Here is a 23,900-nt window from a genome sequence, read left to right as displayed (position 1 = left end):
CGTGTTTCATTAGTGAATTTCAATCTTTTTGATTTGTTGAAAATTTGATTAATTATATGATGAAATAAGTAATTCAAAATGTGAAAAACTCTTGATTAAATACAAATTGAAAATAAAGAAAAACATAGAGAAAATAAAAAAGTGAGAACGTAGTTACTACGTCTCACTTTTCTCAAATGCAACATCAAACAATAGATTCCTTTAGCAACACTTATGATCTTGTCCAATAGCTAAACCACTAAAAGATAGAGGGCCAACAACGTCTGCACTTGCAGCATTTGTTAGATTTTCCACAGTTAATGAATATTCGTGAGTCCCGCAGCTTACATCTTTATCAATAGCTTGAAATGTTTGAGCGTAGAATTGCTCTGAATCTGTAGATTCAATACCTACTTGCGTGTTGAAAATTTCAGTGTTGTCACGGAAAATTCTAAATAATATTTGTGATATATCAGTTATACCTTTAACTCCAACTGTAGCGATTAATTCTACTCGATTATTACGTGAATCGCTTCTTGAAATTTTTAATTTAATATTTGCTAGAATTGCTTTGTTTGGGGAATGAGGAATTACAAAAGTTGTTTCACCTGTTTTATTTATTGGTTGAGTAGCTTGGTAATCAATGATATGAGTCATGTTCGTCACCTCCTCATATACTAAAATATGAAAGTAACGATGAATTAGCTTGGACATATACTATAAGATGTTAATAGAATTGAGGAGTAATGTTGAATAAAGAGAGATAATATAAAAGCATCAAGAAAAAACCCAATTATGAGAGTCATTTTTTGATGCTTTTCATACTTTAGGCAGAATATTCTTCTTTACGTACTTCGAAGAATTCATTCCGGCGTAAGTAATTAAAAATTTTTTCCGAAACCTCTTCTTCATGAGACACTAAGAATCGTTGATCAAAAGCATAGAAAGATTGACCTTTAATTAGTTTTACGTAGTATATTTTACACGCCTCCTTTAAATTAGGATTCTTAAATACTTTATATTATGATGACCTATCTGGTTGTTAATAATACTTAAAGTTTCAAAGGGGAGAAGTATAAATTCAAAAAAACATTGAAATAGCTTACAAATCTGTAATGTTTTTGTCACCTTTACCGATAGTTAAAATTAACCAGTATCTTCTATACTACAAATAGGTTCCATAAAACAAGGGGGTAGAAAGATGGAGGAAGTAATTGGAGAAGTTGTAGCAGGGATTTGTGAATTTGTAGTTGAAGTTACGGTGGATGTTTTAGGAGATTTAGTTTCCGGAAATGATGAAGAGAAAGAAACATTATAAAATTTGTAAAAAGGTTTAAAGATAAACAATGTGTAAAAGCTGATTTCTAAAGGGAAGTCAGCTTTTATATTTTTTACATTATATTAATAATATCTAAATATTAACCTGTTACGATATTAATGAAATCAATAAAGGAGCTGACCGATATGAATATGCCGAATTCTAGATGTGATGTACCTGATTCTAATACGATTGTAGCGAATATAAATGAAAAAGAATATCACTTTATAGTTCGTATACATCCACTTGCAGGAAAGATGATAGCGCTATTTGAAAATGGGAAAGAATATGGATTGCTTGATAAGGAAATCGCTAGTAGGGATAAATTTATTAGGTCAGAGCTTACTAAGTTGAAGCATTTCAACATAGATATTCTTTATGATAGTCCTGGGTGGATATGGATTGGCATGGACCAATATGGATTGCATGCAAGAGAGGCTACTAATAGCGAAGTAGAAGTTATTGTGAAGTTACAGGGGGATTAGACGTGTAAGAATATCCTCAAATTTAAGAGATACTTTGTGGGGTTGTGGGATAATTCCCCATAACCTTTTTTGTTTTGTGCTTAAAAATAAAAGAGTTAAATTTTTTTGATAGAAGGTCTCTAGTACAAGAGACGAGACTAAACTAAAAGAGGATTTGAAATTATATAAAGAGAACTTATAAATTAAATATAATACTTTATAGAAAGAAGATGATAAAAGTGAGTAAAGAAGAACTTGTGAAACAACAATTTGGTAGTAATGCAGAGAAGTATGTGAAAAGTAAAATTCATGCAAAAGGACTGGATTTACAATATGTAGTTCAGCAAGTTGAAACTCGTCATAATACTCGTCTTCTTGATATTGCTACTGGTGGTGGACATGTTGCTAATTTGTTAGCCCCAATGTTCAAAGAGGTAGTCGCTCTTGATTTAACAGAAAAAATGTTAGAAAAAGCAAAAGGTTTTATAGAAGGGAACGGACATGAAAATGTATCATTTGTAGCAGGACATGCAGAAAGGTTACCATTTGCTGATGAATCCTTTGATACAATTACATGCCGAATTGCAGCACATCACTTTGTTGATCCTTTGCAATTTATTTTTGAAGTAAATCGAACGTTAGAAGATAATGGATTATTTATATTAATTGATAACGTTTCACCAGAAAATAATGAGTTTGATACATTTTATAACTTTATCGAAAAGAAGAGAGATCCAAGCCATGAACGAGCTTTGAAAAAAACAGAATGGATTACTTTATTAGAAAAACATGGTTTGCAAATGCAGTCATGTCATACTTTTGACAAGAAGTTCGATTTTGATTGGTGGTGCGATATGATGGATGTTCCTATGCAAAAACGTGTAAAGTTAACAGAGTGTATGATGAAAACATCAAATGAAATGCAAGAATTTTTCAAAATTCAATTTGGAAACAATAAAATAGAATCGTTTTATACTGAAATGGCACTGTTCGTATGTAAAAAAAGTTCAACATTAAAAAGATAAATTTCTTGCAGTCTTTCTGATGTACGATATACTTAGTACAGAGAAAATGAGAATTGAGGAATAGTAATAATGATTCGTGTACGTATTGAGGGAACTGAGGAAGAGATGCTTGAATTTTTAGAGAAAATGCCTGACATTCCTGGGTTTGAAAAAACACATATGAGAGAACCGAGAAAAGGGAATAATCCGAAATATGATTCAAGCAAAAGTGTACTAGCATATTTATCTTATAAAAAGATTGAAGTCGCCAATAAATAGGCGGCTTTTTTAATTATCTCTGTTTCACCGCCTTGTCTTTTTCGCATAATAATAATAGTAGATTATGCTGGAGAGGGGTGAGGAAAGTTAATAAAAAAATAATCTTTTTCGGAGATTTTGGTATTGATGATGCAGTAACGTTAATTTATGCGAATAAAACATGCAAATTAGATATTATCGGTATCGTTGCAGAGTATGGAAATGTATCAAGAGAAATTGTTACGGAAAATGTTTATTTTTTAGAAAGATACTATGCTACAAAAGTGAAGATTATTGAAGGTGCCAGTAGACCAATGACAGCTGAAGAACCTTTGTTTTTCCCTGAAATTCATGGGGATCACGGTTTAGGTCCAATTATTCCACCGAAAATGAGAATTTGTGACAGAGAAAATTTTTGTGAATTGATTAAATTAATTGAGCCTTGTCCAGAAGATATTATTATAGTGGCGACGGGACGATTAACAACACTTGCAACATTATTTTTATTGTACCCCAATTTAATGAATCGAGTATGTTCTTATTATATAATGGGCGGTGTTTTTCTATTTCCGGGAAACGTTACACCTGTATCAGAAGCTAATTTTTACGGCGATCCAATTGCCGCGAATATCGTTATGAAATATGCGCAGAATGCTACAATATATCCGTTAAATGTAACGCAGCGTGCTCTTATTACCCCTGAAATGGTCGATATTATTGATAAAGAAGGAACAGGGCAGGCGAAACTCATAAAGCCAATGATCGATTTTTATTACGAGAACTTTTACAAAAAAGAATATCCAGGTATTGCTGGGAGTCCGATTCACGATTTACTTCCGTTCATTTCATTTATAAATGATGATATTTTTGAATATAAAAAATCAGCAGTTTGGATTAGTACGACGAATGATGTAACGAGAGGTCAAAGTGTTGCAGATTTTAGAAAAATAGCTGAGCCAACGACGTTTGATAATCGTCCTATACAAAAAATTGCCGTTGAATTTAATTATCAAGCGTTTAAAGACGAATTTATGAGAACAATATTGAAGCCAGATTGTCCTTAAAAGGGTGAGCAGATTTGAATGATTTTCATAAGACGAATAACTTACGAAAAATGTAACATAACTAATGGTAAGCAATTGTTTCTGATTATAATTTTTATTGGTCAATTATAAAGGAGGAAATGATATGATTTGGTCTTTAATCGTTGGTGGTATATTAGGATGGTTTGCAAGTTTAATTACTGGGAAGGATGTACCTGGTGGTGTAATCGGTAATATTATTGCAGGTATTGTCGGTTCTTGGCTTGGTACAGCGTTACTTGGTAAATTCGGACCTGTTATAGGCGGATATGCGATTGTTCCGGCTTTAATAGGCGCCATTGTTTTGATTTTCATCGTAAGCTTTATATTCCGTGCAATGCGGAAATGAATACAGGGGACTGTCTACATTTGTAAGCAGTCCCTTTGTATTATGTTGTCTAATCTGTTATGCTACTGTTATACAATCAGGAGGTGTCAGCATTGAAATCATTTACAGTAAATTTTCATCAAGAGGATAATGCAAAGGCAACAACAGTACATAAATTAAGTGAAGAGGACTTCGAGAAAGCAACAGAAAAAGGTACTCGTCATCTATTTGATTTAGATACAAACGTTGGTTTCTTCGTATTCTTTGATGCTGAAGATACAGAAGGAAACGAGCAATACTTAATGTTACAATATGAAGGAGATCATGAAGAACCAAGTGCTTGCTACGGATTTGATTTGAAATTGTTCTATCAATTTTTAGCACTATACTTAAATGATCTTGAATTCCAAGGTGAGACAAATGAAGAAGAGGAAGAAAATGGTCCAATTCATCATTTAGCGCACTTACTTTACCATATCGTTGAAGACGGTAAATCTATCGAAGTGTAAAAATACATATTTGAAGCTGTCCTTTAATAGGGCAGCTTTTTTAATTATATAAATAGTTAATCTTAATGGATTTCTGATCATGACAAATGATTTGAATAAGATTCAGAAGGAACAAAACATTAAACCAGCAGAGAATGAGTATTCACTTTCTGCTGGTTTTTTGCATTTAAAGGAGATTTTGTAGCAGTTTAATTCAAGTTACAAAAAGGATATAGCGAGTATGGAGAGAAGGTGTATACAAGGAGATGAATAAGATGATTAACAATACAATTCCAAGCTTTTTGAAGCTTTTGGAAAGCGATGATATAGGATTACATGACTTGAACAAATATTATGATATGCACCCAGAGGCATTCGAAGAGTATTTTAAGTTTCACTGTCCTAAGACAGAAGAACGTCTCTCTAGTGCGATTGAAAGTATCCTGCAAAACTAGAAGACATTCGTATTATTTCAGAAATTTTACCATCAATTATTCAAGAAGTTAGTAAGGACTATCGCATTCAATTTGGTAGTAATATAGATGTAACTTTTCATATATTTGTAGGTGGAGTTGGTTCTAATGCATTTGTGGAAAGGGAGATTATTGGGGATATATTTTTTGCGGCTGAGAAATTATCTCCTGTAAGGGAGCACCTCCGTGTTATCGTTGCTCATGAAATCGGACATATATATCATAATGTAGCATTACAAGAGAATGGAATGATGCCCTGGTAAGTTTATATCGTGAAGGGGTCGCGACCTATTTATCACAACTAATAGTTAAAGGTTTAAGTGAGTCCGTTTACTATTCATATAGTAGTAATGGTGATCCATCGTTACAATATTATAAAGAAATTGAAGAGAACATTAAGAAACGTTTTTTACAGGATTATGTTGAAGGATGGACAGTTGAAAAAGAGAAAGAATGGTTCCGTCTATCAGGAGGGACTTATTTCGGATACAACCGACTCGGTTATTTTTTAGGAAAATCATATATAGAGTATATGGTTCGTACTTTCGGAGAAACGGAAGCACTTACTTTTTGGGGGAAAAATAATTTGAGGAGTAGTGTTATGGAATGGTTACAAAAGTGAATATATTGAAGAGGGAGGTTGAAAATGATGAAAGTATATATGAAAGTACTTATATTTTTCCTAACTTTAACGTGTGTAGCGGCTTTAACCGCATGTACTAACGCTGAGGAAAAGAAGCAAACTAATTCAACATCAGAAAATAGTACGGAAAAAAAGAGCGATACGTCAGAAATGAGTAAAAAGAATGAAGAGACTGCTCCCAAAAAAGAGAATGAACCTGTGGAAAAACCAAAAGGTCAAGAATCGGTAAAACCTTCAACGGAGTCTAATACGAAAAATACAGTGCTTAATCAAAAATCAATTAACCATGTAAAAGATTTATTTGAGCAAGCGAAAGAAGGTAAAGTACCTAACGTACCATATGCAGCTCATACAGGAGATATTGAAGAAATAGAGAAGGCATGGGGAAAGGCAGATAAGACTGAGCAAGCAGGAAACGGGATGTATGCAACTTTTACAAGTAAAAATGTAGCATTTGGCTTTAATAAAGGATCACAAGTCTTTGACGTACGCTCTTACCATTCAGAGCTCAAATCGATTACGTTACAAGAAATCGAAAAGGCTTTAGGAAAACCAGCGTCTGTTAAAGAAAATGGTAATGATAAAATTTATGTTTATAAAGTAAATGACCAGTTTGAATTGAAATTCGTAATTCCAAAATCGACTGGTAAAGTACATCATATTTCTGTGTTCTCACCGGAGGATAGTATTAATAAAATGGCAGGTTAAATGAAGAGCTGTTCCTATAGGGACAGCTCTTTTGTTTTGTTTCTTTCTAACGATTGAACAAAAAAAGCTTGAATGATACCACCGATTATTAATAAGAAGGCACAAATATAAAATAGAGTACTACCGCTTAATTTACTTAATAACAATGCACCTACAAAAGGCCCACAAGTTCTTGAAATATCCCAATGTATACCGTATATAGAAAAATATAATCCGCGTCTATGACTTGGAGCGATTTGTGAAACGAATCGTAGTAAGTGATTCAAAGCTATACTTTGCCCAATTACTAAAAAGAGCAATGTGAAGAATAATGACCATATTGTTGTGGAATAACCGTAGCCAATCGCAGCTAACGTATAGCAAGTATAGGAAATAACAATGATTTTAGGCATAGAAAACTGTTCAGACCATTTCACAAGGGAAATTTGGAGAATCACTTCCATGACAGCTTTACAAGTTGAGATAAACACGAGTACAAATAGAAAATTTGGAAATACACTTTCGGCGAATATACGATAATTTGATTCGGTTTGGGCGTAGAAAAAACTAATCGGTAGCGTAGAAACCATAAGTCCAAACACAGCGTAATGCTTTGAAATAAATTGTTTTGGCGAATATACTTCTTTAGTTTTATTAACGTTTTTCATGAGTGGAGCTGTTTCAGGAAGCTGCGTCCAAACGAGAATAGCATATAGCGTAAGGGCTACACCTTGCAAAATAAATAAATACTCAGGGTGACTAGTATAGAAAAAGGCGCCGATTAATGGGCCAATTACAGAGCCGATTGCTCCCGTACTATGCAGAACAGCAAATATTTCTGCCTGTTGTTCTTCCTTCGTTAAGTCAGCGATTTGTGCTCGCTGTGCCGGAATATATAAAGAGCGTCCAATACCATTTACTACATACAATAAGGCGAAAAAGGCGACCGATTCAGCAAAAACGAATCCGCTTACGGCAAAAGCTTGTAAAAGTAATCCGAGTAACATTATTTTCTTTCGGCCGTATTTATCTGTTACACCCCCAGCGATTAATGTAAACACAATATCAGCGAGGGGCTGTAATCCGAAAAGAAGCATTGTAACGATGACATTACCATTTAACGCTTTATTAACGTGAACAATAAAAATGATAGCTAACATCGCTTCAGTCGTTCGGACTAACAATTCACCGAACAATCGAATGAGAATAGGCTTATTATAACGTTTTAAAAGATACTTCATTTTTATTTCCTCCTTTCTATATTTAAATGATAAGATGGAAGCCAGAAATGAAAAAGGGTAGAATAAAAGAGGAAGATTTTTCATCTTTTAGGGGGCGTTTTATGATTATTTTGGAGCAATATATGCACCTGTGGCTCCAGTATGGAAATGGGAGAGCAGAGGGAGAACAATTAGAAATAACAATACAAAATATATCTGAAACTTTATTTTGTACAGAGCGAAATAGTAAATTAATAATAAAAAAATTAGAAGAATTTAATTGGATTATGTGGTTTCCAGGCCGAGGGAGAGGAAATCGTTCAAAGTTGTTATTTCAAAAACATCCACTTTCTTTAATTTTAGAAAGAGGAAAAGAAATAACGAAACAAGGGGATGTAAAAAACGGGAGTGCATTTATTGAAAGGTATAGCTCATATTTTCCATCGCTTCAAACTCAATTTCAAACTTGGATAGATTCGATATTCGGGTATCAAGTCGAAAGGACATCTAAAGGGAGAAGAGATGTACTACGTTTGCAAGTCCAAATGAATCTAGATATTGCATTAGATCCTGTATACGCTACGATGCGTTCGGAATGTCATATGGTAAAACATATATACGACACGTTAGTGTATATAGACGGAAATACAAACAGTGTAGAGCCAAGACTTGCGTTTTATTGGGAATATGATGACCAGAAATATATATGGACCTTCTACTTACGAAAAGGTGTTCAGTTTCATAACAGGAAAGAATTTACTGCTTATGACGTTGTACATACATTTAAACGATTCTTGAAAGCGAAAAATAATCCGCATGCGTGGATGTTACAGCACGTTGAAAGTTTACATATTCTTGATGACTACATTGTGCAGATTCGTTTATCTACAGATAATAAGCTGTTTTTACATGCTTTAAGTACAGAACAGTGTTCTATTGTAAATGAAGATGGAGATGGAAGGTTAATCGGTACTGGACCGTTTCGATTATGTGAAAAGAATGAGGATGTATTCGTATTAGAAGCAAATGATTTATATTTTCGCGAGCGACCATTTCTCGATCGAATTGAATTATGGAATGTAGAGCACAGCGTAAATACGTGCGATATTTTAGCGAAAGCACACTATAACAATATAGAAAAGCATCATAAAGAACTAACTAGACTTGAGTCGAATGTAACATACATTACATTAAATACCGCAAAAGAAGGACCTATGCAAAACACGATGTTTCGGAAAGCTCTATATAAAATCATTCATAGCAATGCGCTTATCAAGGAATTGCAAGGAGCGCGCGGAGAAATAGCAGAAGAATTGGTTCTAACAAAGGGTGGCACTATACATATAAATGAGGAGATATATACGCTTATTAAAGAGAGCTCTTACCGTAATGAAACACTGCGACTATATACATTTACAGAACAAGATCATGTTGAAGACTCATATTGGATACAAAAAGAGTGTGCGAAGTATGGCGTCACTATTGAAGTCATTTTTCTTGAAACAAAAGAGTTATTGCAAACAAGTACGATACAAAAGGCTGATATAATACATGATAGTGTGACAATTAGTGAGCGTATTGAAGAAAGTTTACTATATATGTTTCTTACAAAAAACAGCTTTATTCATCAACATAGCAATATAAAATTTAACGAAGTATTGCAGTCTTATTTTATAGAGAATCAATTAGAGAAACGGATGACACTGTTACACGATATTGAAGACACATTGTTACGTCAAATTCATATTATTCCTTTATATCGTAACAAACAGCAAGTAAGTTCACACGAAAAAGTGCAAAATATAATGATCAATCCACAAGGTTGGATTGATTTTTATCAAATATGGTTTAAGGCTTGATATATAAAGGTTTTTATGCATTTTTGTAAGATGTGTAAGAACCTTTTTTGTATGGAAATGAAGTTTGTTTTGCACATTGTTACGCTACATGTTATAAAAGTTCATTTACAGCGTAACAGTGTTATGTTACATTGTTATTAGGAAGGAGTGATATACAGTTGATTACAAATTTAATTTCAAAAAAAGATTTATTAGAGTTAACTGGTATTTCATACGGACAGTTATATAGGTGGAAGAGAAAAAATTTAATACCGGAAGATTGGTTTGTACGGAAGTCAACGTTCACAGGTCAGGAAACATTTTTTCCGAAAGAAAAGATATTAGAGCGTATTGATAAAATTCAAACGATGAAAGAGGAGCTATCGCTTGATGAATTGGCAAATATGTTTTCACCAAGCGTAACAGAGATTCTTTTAGCAAAGGAAGATCTTATTCGTAAAGAAATTACATCAGAACCTGTTTTACAATTTTTCATGGAGCAAACGAACAAAACGGAAGATTTTCAATTTGCAGAGATTCTTTATGTATACGTGTTAGAAGAACTTCTTCAATCAGGAGACGTTAGTTTAGAAGAGGGGAAAATGGTCTTACAAGTTTTACGTGAAAATTACGAAGCGATTAAGCATAAAAATTGTGACGTAATTATCGTTCGAAAGTTAGGGATTTCTACATGTTTCTTAGTTTCAAATGTGGATGATTTAATTTTTGAAAAGGGAACAAAAATTGTTTTACGTGAAGCGATTACGAAATATACCGAAGCATTAAAAACTAAACTGTTGTAGTGGAGGAGAAATCATGCGTACAGAAAATTTAATTATAAACGGTTACGGTACATCGAATGGCGGTGAGTTTCACAAAGTACAGCTAAACGGAAAAGGAACTGTTAATGGAAACGTTGAATGTGAGCAATTTGAATGTAATGGTTACGGTGCAGTTACTGGTGATTTGAAAAGTAGTAATGCAAGAATTAGCGGATCGGGTAAAGTTGATGGTACAGTTAGCACAGAAATGATGCGAATCGATGGGAAAGGGACAATTACACAAGATGTAAAGGCGACCACTTTAAAAATTGCAGGAAAAGGTACGATAGGTGGAAATGTCACCGGTGAAGAATTTAAAATCAATGGCCAAGCGACGATTGATGGTAATTGCGAGGTTGATGTTTTTTCTTCAGAGGGACAGTTTACGGTAGGTGGTTTATTAAGCGCAGATGAAATTAATATTAATATTCACGGTACATGTAGAGCGAAAGAAATTGGCGGTCAAACAATTAAAGTAAGACATAGATTGAGTACTTTTAGTAAACTTTTTAAAACAGTATTTGGCCTGCAGTTAGAGGCTGAATTGTTAGAAGGTGACAATATCGATATTGATTATGCTCACATAAAAACGGTAAGAGGAAACAATGTTACAGTAGGACCGAACTGTGAGATTGAACTCATTGAATATACCGGAGTTCTTACTGTTGATAAAAGCGCAAATGTAAAAGAAATTAGGCAGGTGTAAAGAAGGGAGCAATCGATATGGAAAATCAACATAGTCTTACTGTTAATGGATCAGGTAGCTCAGCGGGTGGGGATTATAACAAAGTAAAGATACGCGGCGAAGGAACAATTTCTAATCATATGAGTTGTAATGAATTTAAAACGTACGGCACGAGTGATGTACGTGGTAATATGAAAGTTAAAAATTATGTCGTGTATGGAGATAGTGGAGTACAAGGAAACGTAGATGCGGAATGTATAAAAGTATATGGCAATACACAAATGTATGGTGATGCTCATATAGAAAAAACAAAAGTAAGAGGTATGATTGAAGTTAAAGGAAAGTTTTCAGGTGATTTCGTAGATGTGAAAGGCGCTTTAAATGTGAAGGGAGATATAGAAGTAGAGGAATTATTACTAACTGGTGGTCTTGAAAGTGATGGTTTGCTTAATGCTGAAAATATTGAAATCTCACTTCGTTATGAAGGAAGTAAAGTAAGGGAAATCGGTGGCAAAAAGATTACAGTACGTAAAAAAGTGAGATTTAATCCTTTTACAAGTCATGCTGGAAACCTCCAAACATCAATTATTGAAGGAGATGATATTTATTTAGAGCATACAATTGCAGACGTAGTTAGAGGAAATCATGTTATAATTGGCCCTGGCTGTGAAATTAGTGTAGTAGAATATCATACTAGTTTTAACCTGAAAGGGAATTCAGTCGTAAAAGAACATAAACAAATATAAGTAGTATGAGGGAGAGCAAGGTTATGGTTGAGAAGAATAATAAACTCGGCTTCGTTGTTGCCGGTTTATTGCTAGGTATCTTAATGGCATCAATGGATAATACCATTGTCGTAACAGCGATGGGAACAATCGTTGGTGATTTAGGAGGTCTTGAAAACTTTGTATGGGTTGTTTCTGCCTATATGGTTGCAGAAATGGCAGGTATGCCGATTTTCGGTAAACTATCAGATATGTATGGTAGAAAGAGATTCTTTATTTTCGGTTTAATCGTCTTTATGATTGGTTCGGCACTTTGTGGTACTGCTGAAAATATTACACAGTTAGGTATTTATCGTGCCATTCAAGGTATTGGCGGCGGGGCACTAGTGCCGATCGCATTTACTATCGTTTTTGATATTTTCCCTCCAGAAAAGCGCGGGAAAATGGGTGGTTTATTCGGAGCAGTATTTGGTTTATCAAGTATTTTCGGGCCATTACTTGGCGCATATATTACGGATTATATTAGCTGGCACTGGGTGTTTTATATTAACTTACCACTTGGAATTTTAGCACTTATTTTTATTACATTATTTTATAAAGAGTCACGAGTTCATAGAGAACAAAAGATTGATTGGTTTGGCGCAATTACTTTAGTTGGTGCAGTAATTTGTTTAATGTTCGCCTTAGAATTAGGCGGACAAAAGTATGATTGGGATTCTAGCTTTATTTTAAGTTTATTTGCTGGGTTCGCTATTTTAGTAATTGCTTTTATTGTTATTGAACGAAAAGTAGAAGAACCAATCATTTCATTTGAGATGTTTAAACAACGTCTATTCGGAATGAGTACAATTATTGCCTTATGTTACGGGGCGGCATTTATGTCAGCAACTGTGTACATTCCGTTATTTATTCAAGGCGTATACGGTGGTACCGCAACAAACTCAGGATTATTGTTATTACCAATGATGTTAGGATCAGTAGTTACAGCGCAGTTAGGTGGATTTTTAACATCGAAACTTAGCTACCGAAACATTATGATTATTTCTGCTGTAATTATGCTAATCGGATTATTCTTATTAAGTACATTAACGCCAGAAACAAGTCGTATATTATTAACAATTTATATGGTTATTATCGGTTTTGGAGTTGGTTTCTCATTCTCTGTACTAAGTATGGCTGCTATTCATAACTTCGGTATGGAGCAACGCGGTTCTGCGACTTCAACGAGTAACTTCATTCGTTCATTAGGTATGACACTTGGTATTACAATCTTCGGAATGATTCAAAGAACTGGTTTCCAGGATCAATTAGAAGAATCGTTTAAAGGTATGAGCGGGGGAATGAATACAAACGCTTTAGGAGATTCAAGAGCTATTCTATCAGAATCGGCAAGATCTCAAATTCCGCCGCAAATATTAGATAAAATTATTGAAGCTCTCTCTAGTTCAATCGTTCAGACATTTATGTGGGCGTTAGTCCCCGCAAGTTTAGCGTTCGTATTCGTTTTCTTTATGGGAAATGAGCGCATGGTATATAAAAAAGAACAAAACAAGGTGAAAAGTGAAACATCAAAAGCATAAAGAAAAAGCTCCTTTCAATTTTGAAAGGAGCTTTTTCTTATGTACGGAGTCGAATTAGCCTTCGATAATTTCGTATTCTTCGTCTGCTAATAATAAAATTTGTGTTTTCTTACCTTTGTTTTGAACTTCGATTACATCATATGTACCTAAGTCTCTTAGCTTGCTTTGAGAAGCGTTAACCATAACTTCCATAGAATCAATTAAGATATCTTCTTCAACGTATGATTCAGGTAATGCCATATCTTCAGTATCTAATACACATGTATATAGATTTTGTAAGTTCTCAGCAGTTGGGTTTTGTTCCTCAACATCAATAATGTTTTTTACTGCTTCCATATTTTCTTCTTTTACTTGATATACTTTAATTTTAGTCATTGTTTTAATCTCCTTTATTACGTAATCTTAGAGGCTGCACCTCATTATAACGCTTTTTCATTGAAAGATGAAATTGTTATATGTATTTATAGTAAAAATTATGTGTTATTACTTATTATTGGTGTAATTTCCATATTGATGTTAGGCGTAACAAATTATATCCTTACGTTAAAATTATATTGTCCAAGCTTTTCATATATCCCGCTCATATTATGTGTATTAGATAAAAACATATAGGGAAGGGATTGAATGTAAGTGGATTGCGAGCCGAAACGAAATTGTCAATGTTGTCAAAATAGTATATGTGAATTTTTGAAAAGTTTAGATCCTTATTCTAGGATTGAGAGTATCACAATAGACGGAAACGAAATAGTTGTATCATATTTCATTTCATTTAATGAGATAAAAGGTATAGTTTCATTTGCACAAGAAGACAATGAGGTAATATTTGTAGATTGTTCAAGGATTGATGCGATTCGAATAGGAAAAGTGTGTAGTTGTAAAGCGAAAGTTAAATTTATTGAAGAGGATTTTAGTCTCCTTGGAAATGTTTGTCCACAGTGTTTAACGGAGGGAAGTACACTCTTTTTCGATTTTTATAATTCTGAATTGAATTTATCTCTACAAGCAAAAACAATTGATACGCCTAGATGTATTGAATTTACAGATGAACTTGGGAATGTAGTAAAGCAAATTACAATAGTAGGTGAAGCGATTGTTTCTAAAGATTTTGTTCAAGTGCCAGAACTACTAGATTTCCGATTGCTTTTATCGCATCCAGCTGGGGATCCTTTGAACTATGGATTGCTATTTATTAATTTCCCTGATGTTACTTTTATTATTATTTTAGTATCAAGCGGATACCTTTCCATTTCGAACTGTTTAAAAATAGAGAGTGGAACTGGCAATGCCGAAATAGAAGAAATGAAAAAAATGATAGTGGATGACAATAATACGTACAAGTCGATTATTAAGTTGACCAAAATATATAAAAATGGTGCGACGGAATCTTTTATTTCTAAGAAGGAGCTATAACGTACCTATTGATTAATCCTCTTAAAATGTACGAGGCGGATTGTAGTAACGGAAGAAATCGCTTTGTTAGTATGGATGTTAGAAGTAAATAGGATGGCTAGTTGTACTAATAATTGCTATTTGTAATTTAAATATAGTGACGGAGGAACATACAATATTGGTAAAGCAATTAAGAAAAGGGCTATTAAAGCAGCCCTTTTCTTAATTATGTAAAATAGCTATTGGTAGTGTTTATTGAGTTTACATAATTAAGAAAAATTGATATCAAGTTTAATCAAGAATTAATTTATTTACTAAATTCTTTTTGAGCCCCCATATAGCTTCCAATGATATTTTGATAACTTGGAAGATGCTTAGCAAGTAAAGCTCCGAAACCTTCAACATCATTTCGCCAGTCACGCTGTAATTCTGCTGCAACGCTAAACCAGTTCATTAGTTGCACCCCTCCATGAGCCATACGCATAAGAGCGGCATCAGCAACTTGTTTACTAAAAGTTCCAGATGCATCCGTTACAACAAATACCTCATACCCTGCATTTATAGCTGATAGAGCTGGGAACGCAACACAAACATCAGTAACGACACCTGCGATAATTAACTGTTTTTTACCCGTTGCTTCAATAGCTTTTACAAATTCATCATTGTCCCACGCGTTAATTTGTCCAGGACGCGCTATTTTAGGCGCATTTGGAAATAGTTCGATTAATTGCTGCATGAGTGGACCATTAGGACCGTCTTCGAAGCTAGTTGTTAAAATAACAGGTAAATCAAAAAACTTAGCGGTATTCGCAAGAGCTAAAACATTATTCTTGAATTCATCAACACCATAGTCACGCACTAGACTGGAAATAAGACCTGTTTGATGATCCACTAGAAGAACCGCGGCATCACTTTTTGAAAGACGAGAATACAAATCAGACATTTTATAATCCCCCTTAATAAGCTTATTTACAAATCAATCTTACAGTTATTTATCTTGATTTGGTATACATGCAAAAATTTATCAACAAATAGTTTTCATTAGAATATTGGGATGTATGTATTTTTATATTGAGGAATTACAAATTTTTCGTTTTGGGAAACAATGTATTAATTGAGTGGATAGCTATGTGGTATGGTCCTAATGCTATCTATTATTTGTGAATAATAATGTTTTTACCTGTAAATAGAAAATGAGATATGAGGACTAAAATGAATCTGAAAATAGCAATTCTTGATTGGTAAATCATTTCAATGAAATTAGATGTTATAATAAAATTTAATTTACGTATAATTTATAATTATTTGACATTTTAGAGTTGAGTTTCATAGACATTTACTTAGATAATAAATAAGTGTGTATAAGAATACTAATAAAAGTTAACTCATGAAAATGTTGAGTCTAGTTGATTTTAAAGAAAGCGGGAATGTAAATGATATATGAGGCAAAAATACATACAAGAAAAAAATTAGTTTCTATGTTCGAGGATTTTAATAATGTTGTTCTACTTTCTTATTTACAAGGACATATGGGCAATGCCTGGGTGAACGATCTTGAAAACCCGACAGTAGCGCAAATTACGGTAGGGATTTTCACATTTTACGCTGGGGATCCAAATGCAAAAGAGACAGAAGAGTTATTACGTAACATCCCTGAAAGAATTTTAGTAATCGTAAATAGTGATCAATGGAAAAAGCGTTTAGAAACATTCCATGAAAGAAAAATAGATAAGTTTTTACGATATAAATTTAAAAGAAATACAGAAGTGTTTAATCGCTCAAAATTACAATCTTTTATAACTGCACTTCCAAAAGGATATGAATTAAGAAAAATAGATGAGCATATCGCAAATAATCCAACATTACACAACGTTTCTGAAGATTTTACAAGTCAATTTCGATCAATAGATGATTATGTAAATCGAGGTATAGGTTATAGCATTTTGTATAATGGAGAAGTCGTATGCGGTGCATCATCATATAGTATTTATAATGATGGTATTGAAATTGAAGTTGCTACTGATCTTGATCATAGAAGAAAGGGATTGGCAACTGTAGTTTGTGCGACCTTAATATTGGATTGTTTAGAAAAGGGGAGGTATCCAAACTGGGACGCAGCGAATAGTACTTCTGTCAAATTAGCAGAAAAGCTAGGGTATGTTTTTGATAAGGCATATGATACTTATTTTGTAAATAATAAGTGAATGAACGGGAGCGTGTACGGATTGTACAACGTCATAAGACTAGTAAATTAACGTTTAGTAGTCTTATTTTTTATAATTGCAAACAAAAACTAAACTATCCAAAGATAAAAAGGTATTAAAAGAGATGTTAATAAATGAAATTAAGGGAAAAGAATGACGACAAGATTGGTTTCCTAAGAAGAGTTGATAAATTTTAGTGAAAAATTTGAGAATAAAACAATGATATTAATGATAAGGATGAAGGGATTCCGCAAGAATTTGGGTATAAAAACCGACTTTTTTTAGTCGGTTTTTATTTTTTTCAACAGTAGAGTGATACTAATATTGATTTTTCTTCTATTACTAGTGAATATAATTAACACATCAGTTCCTACTTCCACGATGAGGGTTCAGAAATTCTCTTTTTATATAGGTAGATAATCATAAAGGCTTAATATATTAAGTTATGTGTGCTTAACTAACAATAAATTTGCTATTTTTTTGTAAATGATGAAAGTAACTATTATACAAACCCACGCATTAATAGAAGAGATACATATACAGTATAGAGAGTTAAAAAACTCCAAAATATTGTATAAAGGAGATTATAAAATATGAGCGAACAATGCCCAATTAATGTACCATGTCAGGTAGATGGACAAACTCAAACGCCATTAAGTGATGCAGCTGCAACACCAATTCTTACTCCAGGAACACCGATTGTAAAAATACCAGTTGTATTAGCAGAAAGAACAATTCAAATTGTTGTAGAATCTGATATTTCATTAGATCCTCCAGCAACTGAGATTAAACGTGTGTTAAAAAATGTATTTTTAACACAATGTAAGTTAGTTCCTGTAGCATTTACTCCAGTACCAGGTACAAATTACCGCCGAGTTACAAGAGCAAAATTATTTGTACAAGGATATATTCGTAAAAATATTGAATATGCAAATGATGAGTGTAATGGAGTGCTATATGATCGTATTGCAAATGTTCCATTTTCTGGTTTTGCAGATTTAACAGCAGCTGATTTTCTATCACAAGCTGTAGTAGCTTCTTCCTCAGATACTACATCTCACTTTATTAATCCTAAAAATGGTGATTTACCACGTTTAGACAAATACTTCTTCGAAAATACAGTTTTTTATAATGAACAACCATATTGTGAATTAGTAAGCGCACAATTTTTCGAATTAGACTTTTCACCTTGTCCAACAGAATTAAACGAGCCATTTGGAACTCTTCGTGAAAAAATTGTACTAGATCTTACTTTAAAAGTTTTACAAGTACAACAAGTACAAGTATAAGACTAAAAAAGCATTGTCTTTAATAAAAAGACAATGTCTTTTTTATTATTATAAAACATATATAATGATGGAATGGTCGCGTACAAAAAGCATATTTTTATGAATTTCATCAGATGGGGGGATGGTGATGAATAAGCCATGGGTTGGTAAGGAAATATGGAACAAAGTTTACAAATGGAAAATGCTGAATGTTCAAGATGATTCGCGCGAAATAAGAGAAAAAAAGGAAAGTAAAGAAACAGAGTCAAAAAAAGAAGATAAAGCAATGGGGATAGAGAAAGAAAGTAAAGAAACAGAGTCAAAAAAAGAAGATAAAGTAATTGGAATAGAGAAAGAGAGTGAAAAAACTGGATTAACAAAAGAAAATAAAGCGATTGGATTAGAGGAAGAAGAGGTGAAAATTGAATCAGTAAAAGAATATGAAGAAAGAGAATTAGAGAAAGAAGAAATAGCAATTGAATCAAACAAAGAAAGTGAAGAGACTGAACCAGCAAAAGAAAATAAAGTGATTGGATTAGAGAAAGTAGAAGTAGCAAATGAATCAGAGAAAAAAAGTAAAGAAACTGAATCAAAGAGAGAAAGTATAGGTTTAGGATCAAAAATAGAGACTTCAGTGCATTCAATGGTAGTGAAAACGCCATTTTCTATTATTTCAGAAGTGTCTAGCTTTAAAGTATTTCCAAAAATAAATGTGAAAAATCAAGATGCATTTGTATTTCGAAATGAAAAAGATGCGGAGGGGCGTGAATTAGATTCTAAGTTATTAACTACAGTGCAACAGTATCATTCGGAGGCTTATTGTAAATTAGTTTCTTTAAATCTTCATGAAAAGAGAGTGCTTGTTGAATTATATAATCAAAAAGTTAAAGGGAATAATGAAGAGAATAAGGTAGAGACATCTTCATGGATTCCTATTCACAGCATAATATTAGAGAGTGAAAATGGGGGAGAAGTAAGTAATTATATAACAGCCAGACTACCAATAGAAATAGGAAGATATAAAGGTGAAATTAGTTTACGAGAAAAAGTGGTATTTACAGAAAAAGTGATAGGAATAAAAGAGGTGGAACAGGAGATTATTTTGACAAAAACCGAATTTTTAGTACCAAAAGTAAAAAAGAATGGACAAAATAAATTTACAGTTGAAAAAGGGAGCCTATTGGTAGAAGGATATATATATCAATGTATTGAATACATATCAGAACAAAGTACATTTCATGACAATGTGTATCAGTTAGTACAAAATATTGTATTGGAATTAATCATTCAAGTGATACAAGAACAGGAAGTACAAGTGCGAATTACATAAAAATGATTATATTCCCTTGATTAGCTCATTATTTTTATTCGTAGCGTATCAATGCGTAATCTTTTGTAAATCATTCAGTGCTATAGAATATCCTCCAAACGGTTTATCCTCAATGAATTCATTTTAATATTTATGAAGGATGATATTATTGCTAGCTAGGATAGTTACTTAATTGTATGGATTTCTTCAGGTTTAAGTTTTAAAAAGGTGCTAACAAGTTTGTCAACGAACTTGCTAACACTTATTTAAAACGGACATAAAATTGGCGTAAATGTTGTTTGATTAATGAAGCTAATTAAATAACATAGATAATTACATCTTATAACCTAGGGTGTAATATAAAGTATATTCACTCCTTTTTTACAAAACTCACAATTTAAATAGTAAAACATGTTTATCGTAATTTTCCAAACACCAATTATATTTTTTTAGAATAATTGGGTGGACGTCTTCTTCTGTAGTATCGACTTCAGTATAGCCGTATTTTTTATAAAAGCTTTCTAGTTCTTCAAAAGGAAGACAATACACATTTTGTATTTGTAATTTTTTCGCAGTTTGTACTAAAAATGAAACAAGTTCTCCAGCTAATTGTAGACCCCTGAATTTAGGAAGAATGAAAATTCCACCCATTTCAATTGTATCTTCATCTATTTGGACTAAACGTCCAACACCCGCATACTCTTTGTTGTATGTAATGATCGCAACCTTATCTCGTGATAAATCACTCGGTACAAATCCGATTGATTCGTATTGGTTATTAATCCATTCTATATCATTAGGTATAGCTAGTTGAATTCCCATTTTTAGGCCTCCATTTGAAATGTTTTAATATTTCTATTATATAAAGAACGATACGAGTTGTAATTCATAATTGGCACAATAAATTATGAAAATAGGAGAAAACGGTATCATTTTTAATAATAGTTCAAGTTTTGAAGAAGAGTGCATATAATATAAAGTCTTTTCCTTTCTTCATTTAAGTTTTACGTATATAATTTAAAAGTACTATTTTTATTTTATATTTTTTATATTTATAACAGAATAGAGGTTTAAAAATGGGTGTTAAAATCATTACGGATAGTGCGGCGGATTTACCGGTAGAATTGCTGCAAGCATATGATATTGATTTAATTCCACTCCGTGTATATGATGAAGCAGAAACAGAGTATTTAGATGGGGTTACATTAAAATCGGTTACATTACTGCAAAAAATGAGAGAAGGTGCAGTGTATAAAACGTCACTGCCTTCACTTGAAACATTCCAAGAAAAATTTGTTTCTTATGCAAAAGAAGGTAATCCTTGTATATATTTAGCTTTCTCATCTGAACTGTCCGGTACATATCAATCGTCAGTTCTCATTAAAGAAGAAGTGAAAGAAACATACACTGATTTAGATTTAGAAATTATTGATACAAAATGTGCCTCACTCGGTCAAGGTATTGTCGTATTAGAAGCTGCAAAAATGGCGAAAGAGGGCGCATCAAAAGAAGAAATATTAAACCGTGTCGCTTTTCTAATGAACCATATGGAACATATCTTCACTGTAGCTGACTTGCAGTACCTAGTGAGAGGTGGGCGTTTAAGTAAAGTAGCTGGTTTTATCGGTGGTTTATTAAACATTAAGCCGATCTTAAATGTGGATGAAGGGAAACTTGTACCACTTGAAAAGGTAAGAGGGAAAAAGAAAGTATTAAGCCGCATTGTTGATATTATGGAAGAGCGTGGGAAAGACCTTAAAGGTCAAACAATTGGTATGACTCACGGTGATGATTTAGAAACTGCCGAAGCATTAAAAGCATTAATTACTGAAAGATTCGGCTGTGAAGTATTTATCGTAAATACAATTGGAGCTGCAATCGGAGCGCATACAGGACCTGGTGCGTTAACATTGTTCTTCTTAAATGAAGTAGAGTAAAGGATTGATCTTTTGATCAATCCTTTTTTTTATTCTATTATAATTGTTTTATGTAAATAAAAAATATGTAATTATTTCTTCACTTTCTCTTTAAAAGGTAAGAAGGTAGATAGGAAAGTAATGATAACTAGTCCAAAGCTGACTCTTTCAGTTTGATCAATTACTAAGTCATTTTTCCACTGATAAAGGAAAGAAGCGATTATTAAAAGTAAAGCAGCGCCTCCAACATATCTTACTATTTTTCGTGCGGATTCATCTTTAAGTCTTACAATCATGTTTATCATCCTTTCGAGTTTACTAAATAATTCGACAAACTAATTACTAGGAAGTGATATTGATAATTCATCTATTAAGCTTAATTAATTTATTTTGATATACAATAGATGTCTTTCATGTACTAGGTAAATGTAATTAACCATACGATCTAATTTAAGATGGATAGTTTACATGTCGTTAAATCTTTTCATTAAGTTTATCGTAATTCAAGTATATGACGCTGTCTTTGTTAATAACAAGTAGTAAAATTGCATGAAAAAAATGGACAAAAAAACCAAATTTTAACCATTAAATTTAACAAAGTATCTAGAAATAATCATAATATGAATGTAAAATTAAAATGGGTGATACATTTTTTTACATTTGTGAAATTATAAAGTTTATTTAGTATGAAAGATTAAGAAATACATAATGACTTAATTAGTAAAAAGCATGAAATGGTTAAATAGGGAGAGTAGAGAGATGGAAATTGGGGAACGTATTCGGCAAGTTCGTATGCATAAAGGATTAACACAGGGGGAGCTCGTATCAGAAATATGCTCAGTAACCTATTTAAGTAGAATTGAGAGTGGGAAAATCAAACCATCATCTTCTTTTTTAAAGAAAGTTTCTAAGAAGCTGGATGTTGATGGTGATTATCTCATAGAAGGTAATCACGAGGAGATAAAGCTTACTATTCTTGAAATATGTAATAAATATAAAAAAGATAAAAGTATAACTAAAGCTGAATTATCCTCATTAGAATTATATGTGCGTGAAGTGGATTCAATCCCTTTATTATTAAAGGTATATGGTGTACTTATATACTATCATGCCCGACAAAAAAACTTGTTATATGTGAAGTCGCTTGTAGATCAAGCTTCGCAAATGATACCAAGTCAGGTCGAAATGCAAGATCCTGAAGATTATATTTATTATTTAAAATCTCGAGGTTATTATTTTTATAATAAACAAGACTACATTGCTGCGCATGATATTTATGTACAGGCTGAGAGTTTACTTGGAGTAGAAGAAACTGAACAACATGCTCATATATACTATAATTTATGTCATGTATATAAGGAGCTTTATAAAGATAAAAGTATTAGTCGTTTGTATGCCTTAAAAGCTTTCAATATATACAGAAAAAACGGTATGCAGAAAAACGTAATAAATGCACTTTTAATGCTTGCCGTATTGTATATTATGGATGAGTTATATGACAAGGCACTTGAAATTTTACAGCAGGTAGAAAATAGTTTGGCTACTAATGGTGATTCAAAGTATTTACCTATCATTTCTTATGATTACGGGAAAATTTATCAAGGTTTGAAAGACTATACGAATGCCATTAAATACTATGAAGAAACTTTGGAGTTAAGTGAATTTTTATCGGAGAAAGATCAAAAGGTGTATGCATTACGAAATATGATAGAGGTGTACATAGAACTTAAAGATTGGAAAAATGTTAATAAAGTTATGGATGAAGCATTTCATTTTATATCGATTTATGATGTACCAATTGCACATGTCCAACTATATGGTTTGAAAGCTAAAATATTCAAAATACGTGGAGATTATTATGAATATGAGAAAAATATACAAAAAGCAATTGACGTGGGAGTAGAAAAAAAGCAACATCGCTTAGTTGCTGAATTATCCTATGAGTTAGGTAACTTTTATAATGAAAATCGCTCTTATAAATTATCTGCGAAGTACTTTAAAATTTCAGCTGAAAATAAAATGGATTAAAACAGGTTTTCAGTAATATGTTTTCTCAGATTATTAATTAAAAGAGGTTCCCACGCATTAATGGTTCTGTATGGGAAGGAATCACAAAATAAGAATTTCGTATAGGAAGAAATAGAAAATGAAATATCAAATTACATTCATATAAGTTTGAACATTTCAAGATATTAAAATTTTGATAGTTCATATATAATAG

At 32.6% G+C, this 23,900-nt stretch carries 25 protein-coding genes and 1 pseudogene; 19 read left to right on the top strand and 7 right to left on the bottom strand.

Annotated elements, in window-relative coordinates; all coding sequences use genetic code 11:
- Nucleotides 1-201: 201 nt before the first annotated feature.
- Together exsC and NSQ69_RS14175 are read right to left on the bottom strand one after the other, a co-directional pair.
- Entirely contained in the window at nucleotides 202-636 is a 435-nt protein-coding gene (gene exsC / locus NSQ69_RS14180) for an exosporium protein ExsC (protein WP_002127816.1), read from the bottom strand.
- 169 nt (nucleotides 637-805) lie between these two features.
- The gene (locus tag NSQ69_RS14175; protein ID WP_078179002.1) at nucleotides 806-958 is read right to left on the bottom strand and encodes a YqbF domain-containing protein; all 153 of its coding nucleotides are present in this window, start codon (nucleotides 956-958) and stop codon (nucleotides 806-808) included.
- Nucleotides 959-1,443: 485 nt separating this feature from the next.
- Between NSQ69_RS14175 and NSQ69_RS14170 the strand changes: the two genes are divergently transcribed.
- From NSQ69_RS14170 to NSQ69_RS14135, 8 genes and pseudogenes are all read left to right on the top strand, one after another.
- On the top strand, nucleotides 1,444-1,782 hold the full coding sequence (locus NSQ69_RS14170; protein WP_002127815.1) for a hypothetical protein: 339 nt from the start codon (nucleotides 1,444-1,446) through the stop codon (nucleotides 1,780-1,782).
- A gap of 218 nt (nucleotides 1,783-2,000) precedes the next feature.
- Nucleotides 2,001-2,786, top strand: coding sequence for a class I SAM-dependent methyltransferase (locus NSQ69_RS14165; RefSeq protein WP_002127814.1), 786 nt, complete (start codon nucleotides 2,001-2,003; stop codon nucleotides 2,784-2,786).
- Nucleotides 2,787-2,855: 69 nt separating this feature from the next.
- Nucleotides 2,856-3,044 carry a DUF3970 family protein gene (locus NSQ69_RS14160; RefSeq protein ID WP_002013371.1) on the top strand — a complete coding sequence of 63 codons (189 nt, stop codon included), beginning with the start codon at nucleotides 2,856-2,858 and terminating at the stop codon, nucleotides 3,042-3,044.
- Between the two features lie 77 nt (nucleotides 3,045-3,121).
- On the top strand, nucleotides 3,122-4,087 hold the full coding sequence (locus NSQ69_RS14155; RefSeq protein WP_002127811.1) for a nucleoside hydrolase: 966 nt from the start codon (nucleotides 3,122-3,124) through the stop codon (nucleotides 4,085-4,087).
- 124 nt (nucleotides 4,088-4,211) lie between these two features.
- Entirely contained in the window at nucleotides 4,212-4,454 is a 243-nt protein-coding gene (locus tag NSQ69_RS14150; RefSeq protein ID WP_002013368.1) for a GlsB/YeaQ/YmgE family stress response membrane protein, read from the top strand.
- A gap of 92 nt (nucleotides 4,455-4,546) precedes the next feature.
- Nucleotides 4,547-4,942, top strand: a complete 396-nt coding sequence (locus NSQ69_RS14145) for a hypothetical protein (RefSeq protein ID WP_002084959.1) — start codon at nucleotides 4,547-4,549, stop codon at nucleotides 4,940-4,942.
- 254 nt (nucleotides 4,943-5,196) lie between these two features.
- Nucleotides 5,197-6,016, top strand: a pseudogene (locus tag NSQ69_RS14140) (aminopeptidase).
- A gap of 24 nt (nucleotides 6,017-6,040) precedes the next feature.
- A complete protein-coding gene (locus tag NSQ69_RS14135) occupies nucleotides 6,041-6,745 on the top strand; it encodes a YjgB family protein (protein WP_016127143.1) in 705 nt (234 codons plus the stop codon).
- Between the two features lie 14 nt (nucleotides 6,746-6,759).
- On the opposite strand, the gene NSQ69_RS14130 is transcribed toward NSQ69_RS14135, so the two are convergent.
- Complete coding sequence (locus tag NSQ69_RS14130) at nucleotides 6,760-7,965, bottom strand: MDR family MFS transporter (protein WP_341099415.1); 1,206 nt, start codon at nucleotides 7,963-7,965, stop codon at nucleotides 6,760-6,762.
- Nucleotides 7,966-8,012: 47 nt separating this feature from the next.
- Here NSQ69_RS14130 and NSQ69_RS14125 point away from each other — a divergent pair, with 47 nt between their 5' ends.
- From NSQ69_RS14125 to NSQ69_RS14105, 5 genes are all read left to right on the top strand, one after another.
- Nucleotides 8,013-9,803, top strand: coding sequence for an SgrR family transcriptional regulator (locus tag NSQ69_RS14125; protein ID WP_088045061.1), 1,791 nt, complete (start codon nucleotides 8,013-8,015; stop codon nucleotides 9,801-9,803).
- 158 nt (nucleotides 9,804-9,961) lie between these two features.
- Nucleotides 9,962-10,585, top strand: coding sequence for a YhbD family protein (locus tag NSQ69_RS14120; protein WP_088045062.1), 624 nt, complete (start codon nucleotides 9,962-9,964; stop codon nucleotides 10,583-10,585).
- A gap of 13 nt (nucleotides 10,586-10,598) precedes the next feature.
- Nucleotides 10,599-11,309: a polymer-forming cytoskeletal protein gene (locus NSQ69_RS14115; protein WP_002127804.1), complete on the top strand. Its 711-nt coding sequence runs from the start codon at nucleotides 10,599-10,601 to the stop codon at nucleotides 11,307-11,309.
- A 17-nt stretch (nucleotides 11,310-11,326) separates the two neighbouring features.
- Nucleotides 11,327-12,034 (top strand): hypothetical protein, encoded by a 708-nt coding sequence (locus tag NSQ69_RS14110; protein ID WP_002127803.1) that lies wholly within the window; start codon nucleotides 11,327-11,329, stop codon nucleotides 12,032-12,034.
- A gap of 23 nt (nucleotides 12,035-12,057) precedes the next feature.
- The gene (locus NSQ69_RS14105) at nucleotides 12,058-13,593 is read left to right on the top strand and encodes an MDR family MFS transporter (RefSeq protein ID WP_002127801.1); all 1,536 of its coding nucleotides are present in this window, start codon (nucleotides 12,058-12,060) and stop codon (nucleotides 13,591-13,593) included.
- 54 nt (nucleotides 13,594-13,647) lie between these two features.
- Here the strand turns inward: NSQ69_RS14105 and NSQ69_RS14100 are convergent, their stop codons facing one another.
- Nucleotides 13,648-13,968, bottom strand: a complete 321-nt coding sequence (locus tag NSQ69_RS14100) for a hypothetical protein (protein ID WP_002032538.1) — start codon at nucleotides 13,966-13,968, stop codon at nucleotides 13,648-13,650.
- A 255-nt stretch (nucleotides 13,969-14,223) separates the two neighbouring features.
- Between NSQ69_RS14100 and NSQ69_RS14095 the strand changes: the two genes are divergently transcribed.
- The gene (locus tag NSQ69_RS14095) at nucleotides 14,224-15,003 is read left to right on the top strand and encodes a BC_2878 family exosporium-associated protein (RefSeq protein ID WP_002127800.1); all 780 of its coding nucleotides are present in this window, start codon (nucleotides 14,224-14,226) and stop codon (nucleotides 15,001-15,003) included.
- 286 nt (nucleotides 15,004-15,289) lie between these two features.
- Here NSQ69_RS14095 and ycaC read toward each other — a convergent pair whose 3' ends face one another.
- Nucleotides 15,290-15,925: an isochorismate family cysteine hydrolase YcaC gene (gene ycaC / locus NSQ69_RS14090; protein ID WP_002013351.1), complete on the bottom strand. Its 636-nt coding sequence runs from the start codon at nucleotides 15,923-15,925 to the stop codon at nucleotides 15,290-15,292.
- A 490-nt stretch (nucleotides 15,926-16,415) separates the two neighbouring features.
- Here ycaC and NSQ69_RS14085 point away from each other — a divergent pair, with 490 nt between their 5' ends.
- The 3 genes from NSQ69_RS14085 (at nucleotide 16,416) to NSQ69_RS14075 (ending at nucleotide 19,784) form a co-directional block, all read left to right on the top strand.
- A complete protein-coding gene (locus NSQ69_RS14085) occupies nucleotides 16,416-17,186 on the top strand; it encodes a GNAT family N-acetyltransferase (protein ID WP_003189734.1) in 771 nt (256 codons plus the stop codon).
- Nucleotides 17,187-17,779: 593 nt separating this feature from the next.
- The gene (locus tag NSQ69_RS14080; protein ID WP_002013348.1) at nucleotides 17,780-18,475 is read left to right on the top strand and encodes a CsxC family protein; all 696 of its coding nucleotides are present in this window, start codon (nucleotides 17,780-17,782) and stop codon (nucleotides 18,473-18,475) included.
- Nucleotides 18,476-18,602: 127 nt separating this feature from the next.
- Nucleotides 18,603-19,784, top strand: coding sequence for a BC_2427 family protein (locus NSQ69_RS14075; RefSeq protein ID WP_078203353.1), 1,182 nt, complete (start codon nucleotides 18,603-18,605; stop codon nucleotides 19,782-19,784).
- 369 nt (nucleotides 19,785-20,153) lie between these two features.
- Here the strand turns inward: NSQ69_RS14075 and NSQ69_RS14070 are convergent, their stop codons facing one another.
- Complete coding sequence (locus NSQ69_RS14070) at nucleotides 20,154-20,585, bottom strand: GNAT family N-acetyltransferase (protein WP_002012927.1); 432 nt, start codon at nucleotides 20,583-20,585, stop codon at nucleotides 20,154-20,156.
- A gap of 254 nt (nucleotides 20,586-20,839) precedes the next feature.
- Between NSQ69_RS14070 and NSQ69_RS14065 the strand changes: the two genes are divergently transcribed.
- A complete protein-coding gene (locus NSQ69_RS14065) occupies nucleotides 20,840-21,700 on the top strand; it encodes a DegV family protein (protein WP_000538291.1) in 861 nt (286 codons plus the stop codon).
- 71 nt (nucleotides 21,701-21,771) lie between these two features.
- Here the strand turns inward: NSQ69_RS14065 and NSQ69_RS14060 are convergent, their stop codons facing one another.
- Entirely contained in the window at nucleotides 21,772-21,975 is a 204-nt protein-coding gene (locus tag NSQ69_RS14060; RefSeq protein WP_002127795.1) for a hypothetical protein, read from the bottom strand.
- Between the two features lie 463 nt (nucleotides 21,976-22,438).
- On the opposite strand from NSQ69_RS14060, the gene NSQ69_RS14055 reads away from it, so the two are divergent.
- Nucleotides 22,439-23,707: a helix-turn-helix domain-containing protein gene (locus tag NSQ69_RS14055; RefSeq protein ID WP_002127794.1), complete on the top strand. Its 1,269-nt coding sequence runs from the start codon at nucleotides 22,439-22,441 to the stop codon at nucleotides 23,705-23,707.
- Nucleotides 23,708-23,900 lie beyond the last annotated feature (193 nt).

Origin of the sequence: Bacillus sp. FSL R10-2201 (genome assembly GCF_038008665.1) — a bacterium.
Lineage (GTDB): Bacteria > Bacillota > Bacilli > Bacillales > Bacillaceae_G > Bacillus_A > Bacillus_A mycoides.
This window is presented reverse-complemented; position numbering and strand designations above follow the sequence as displayed.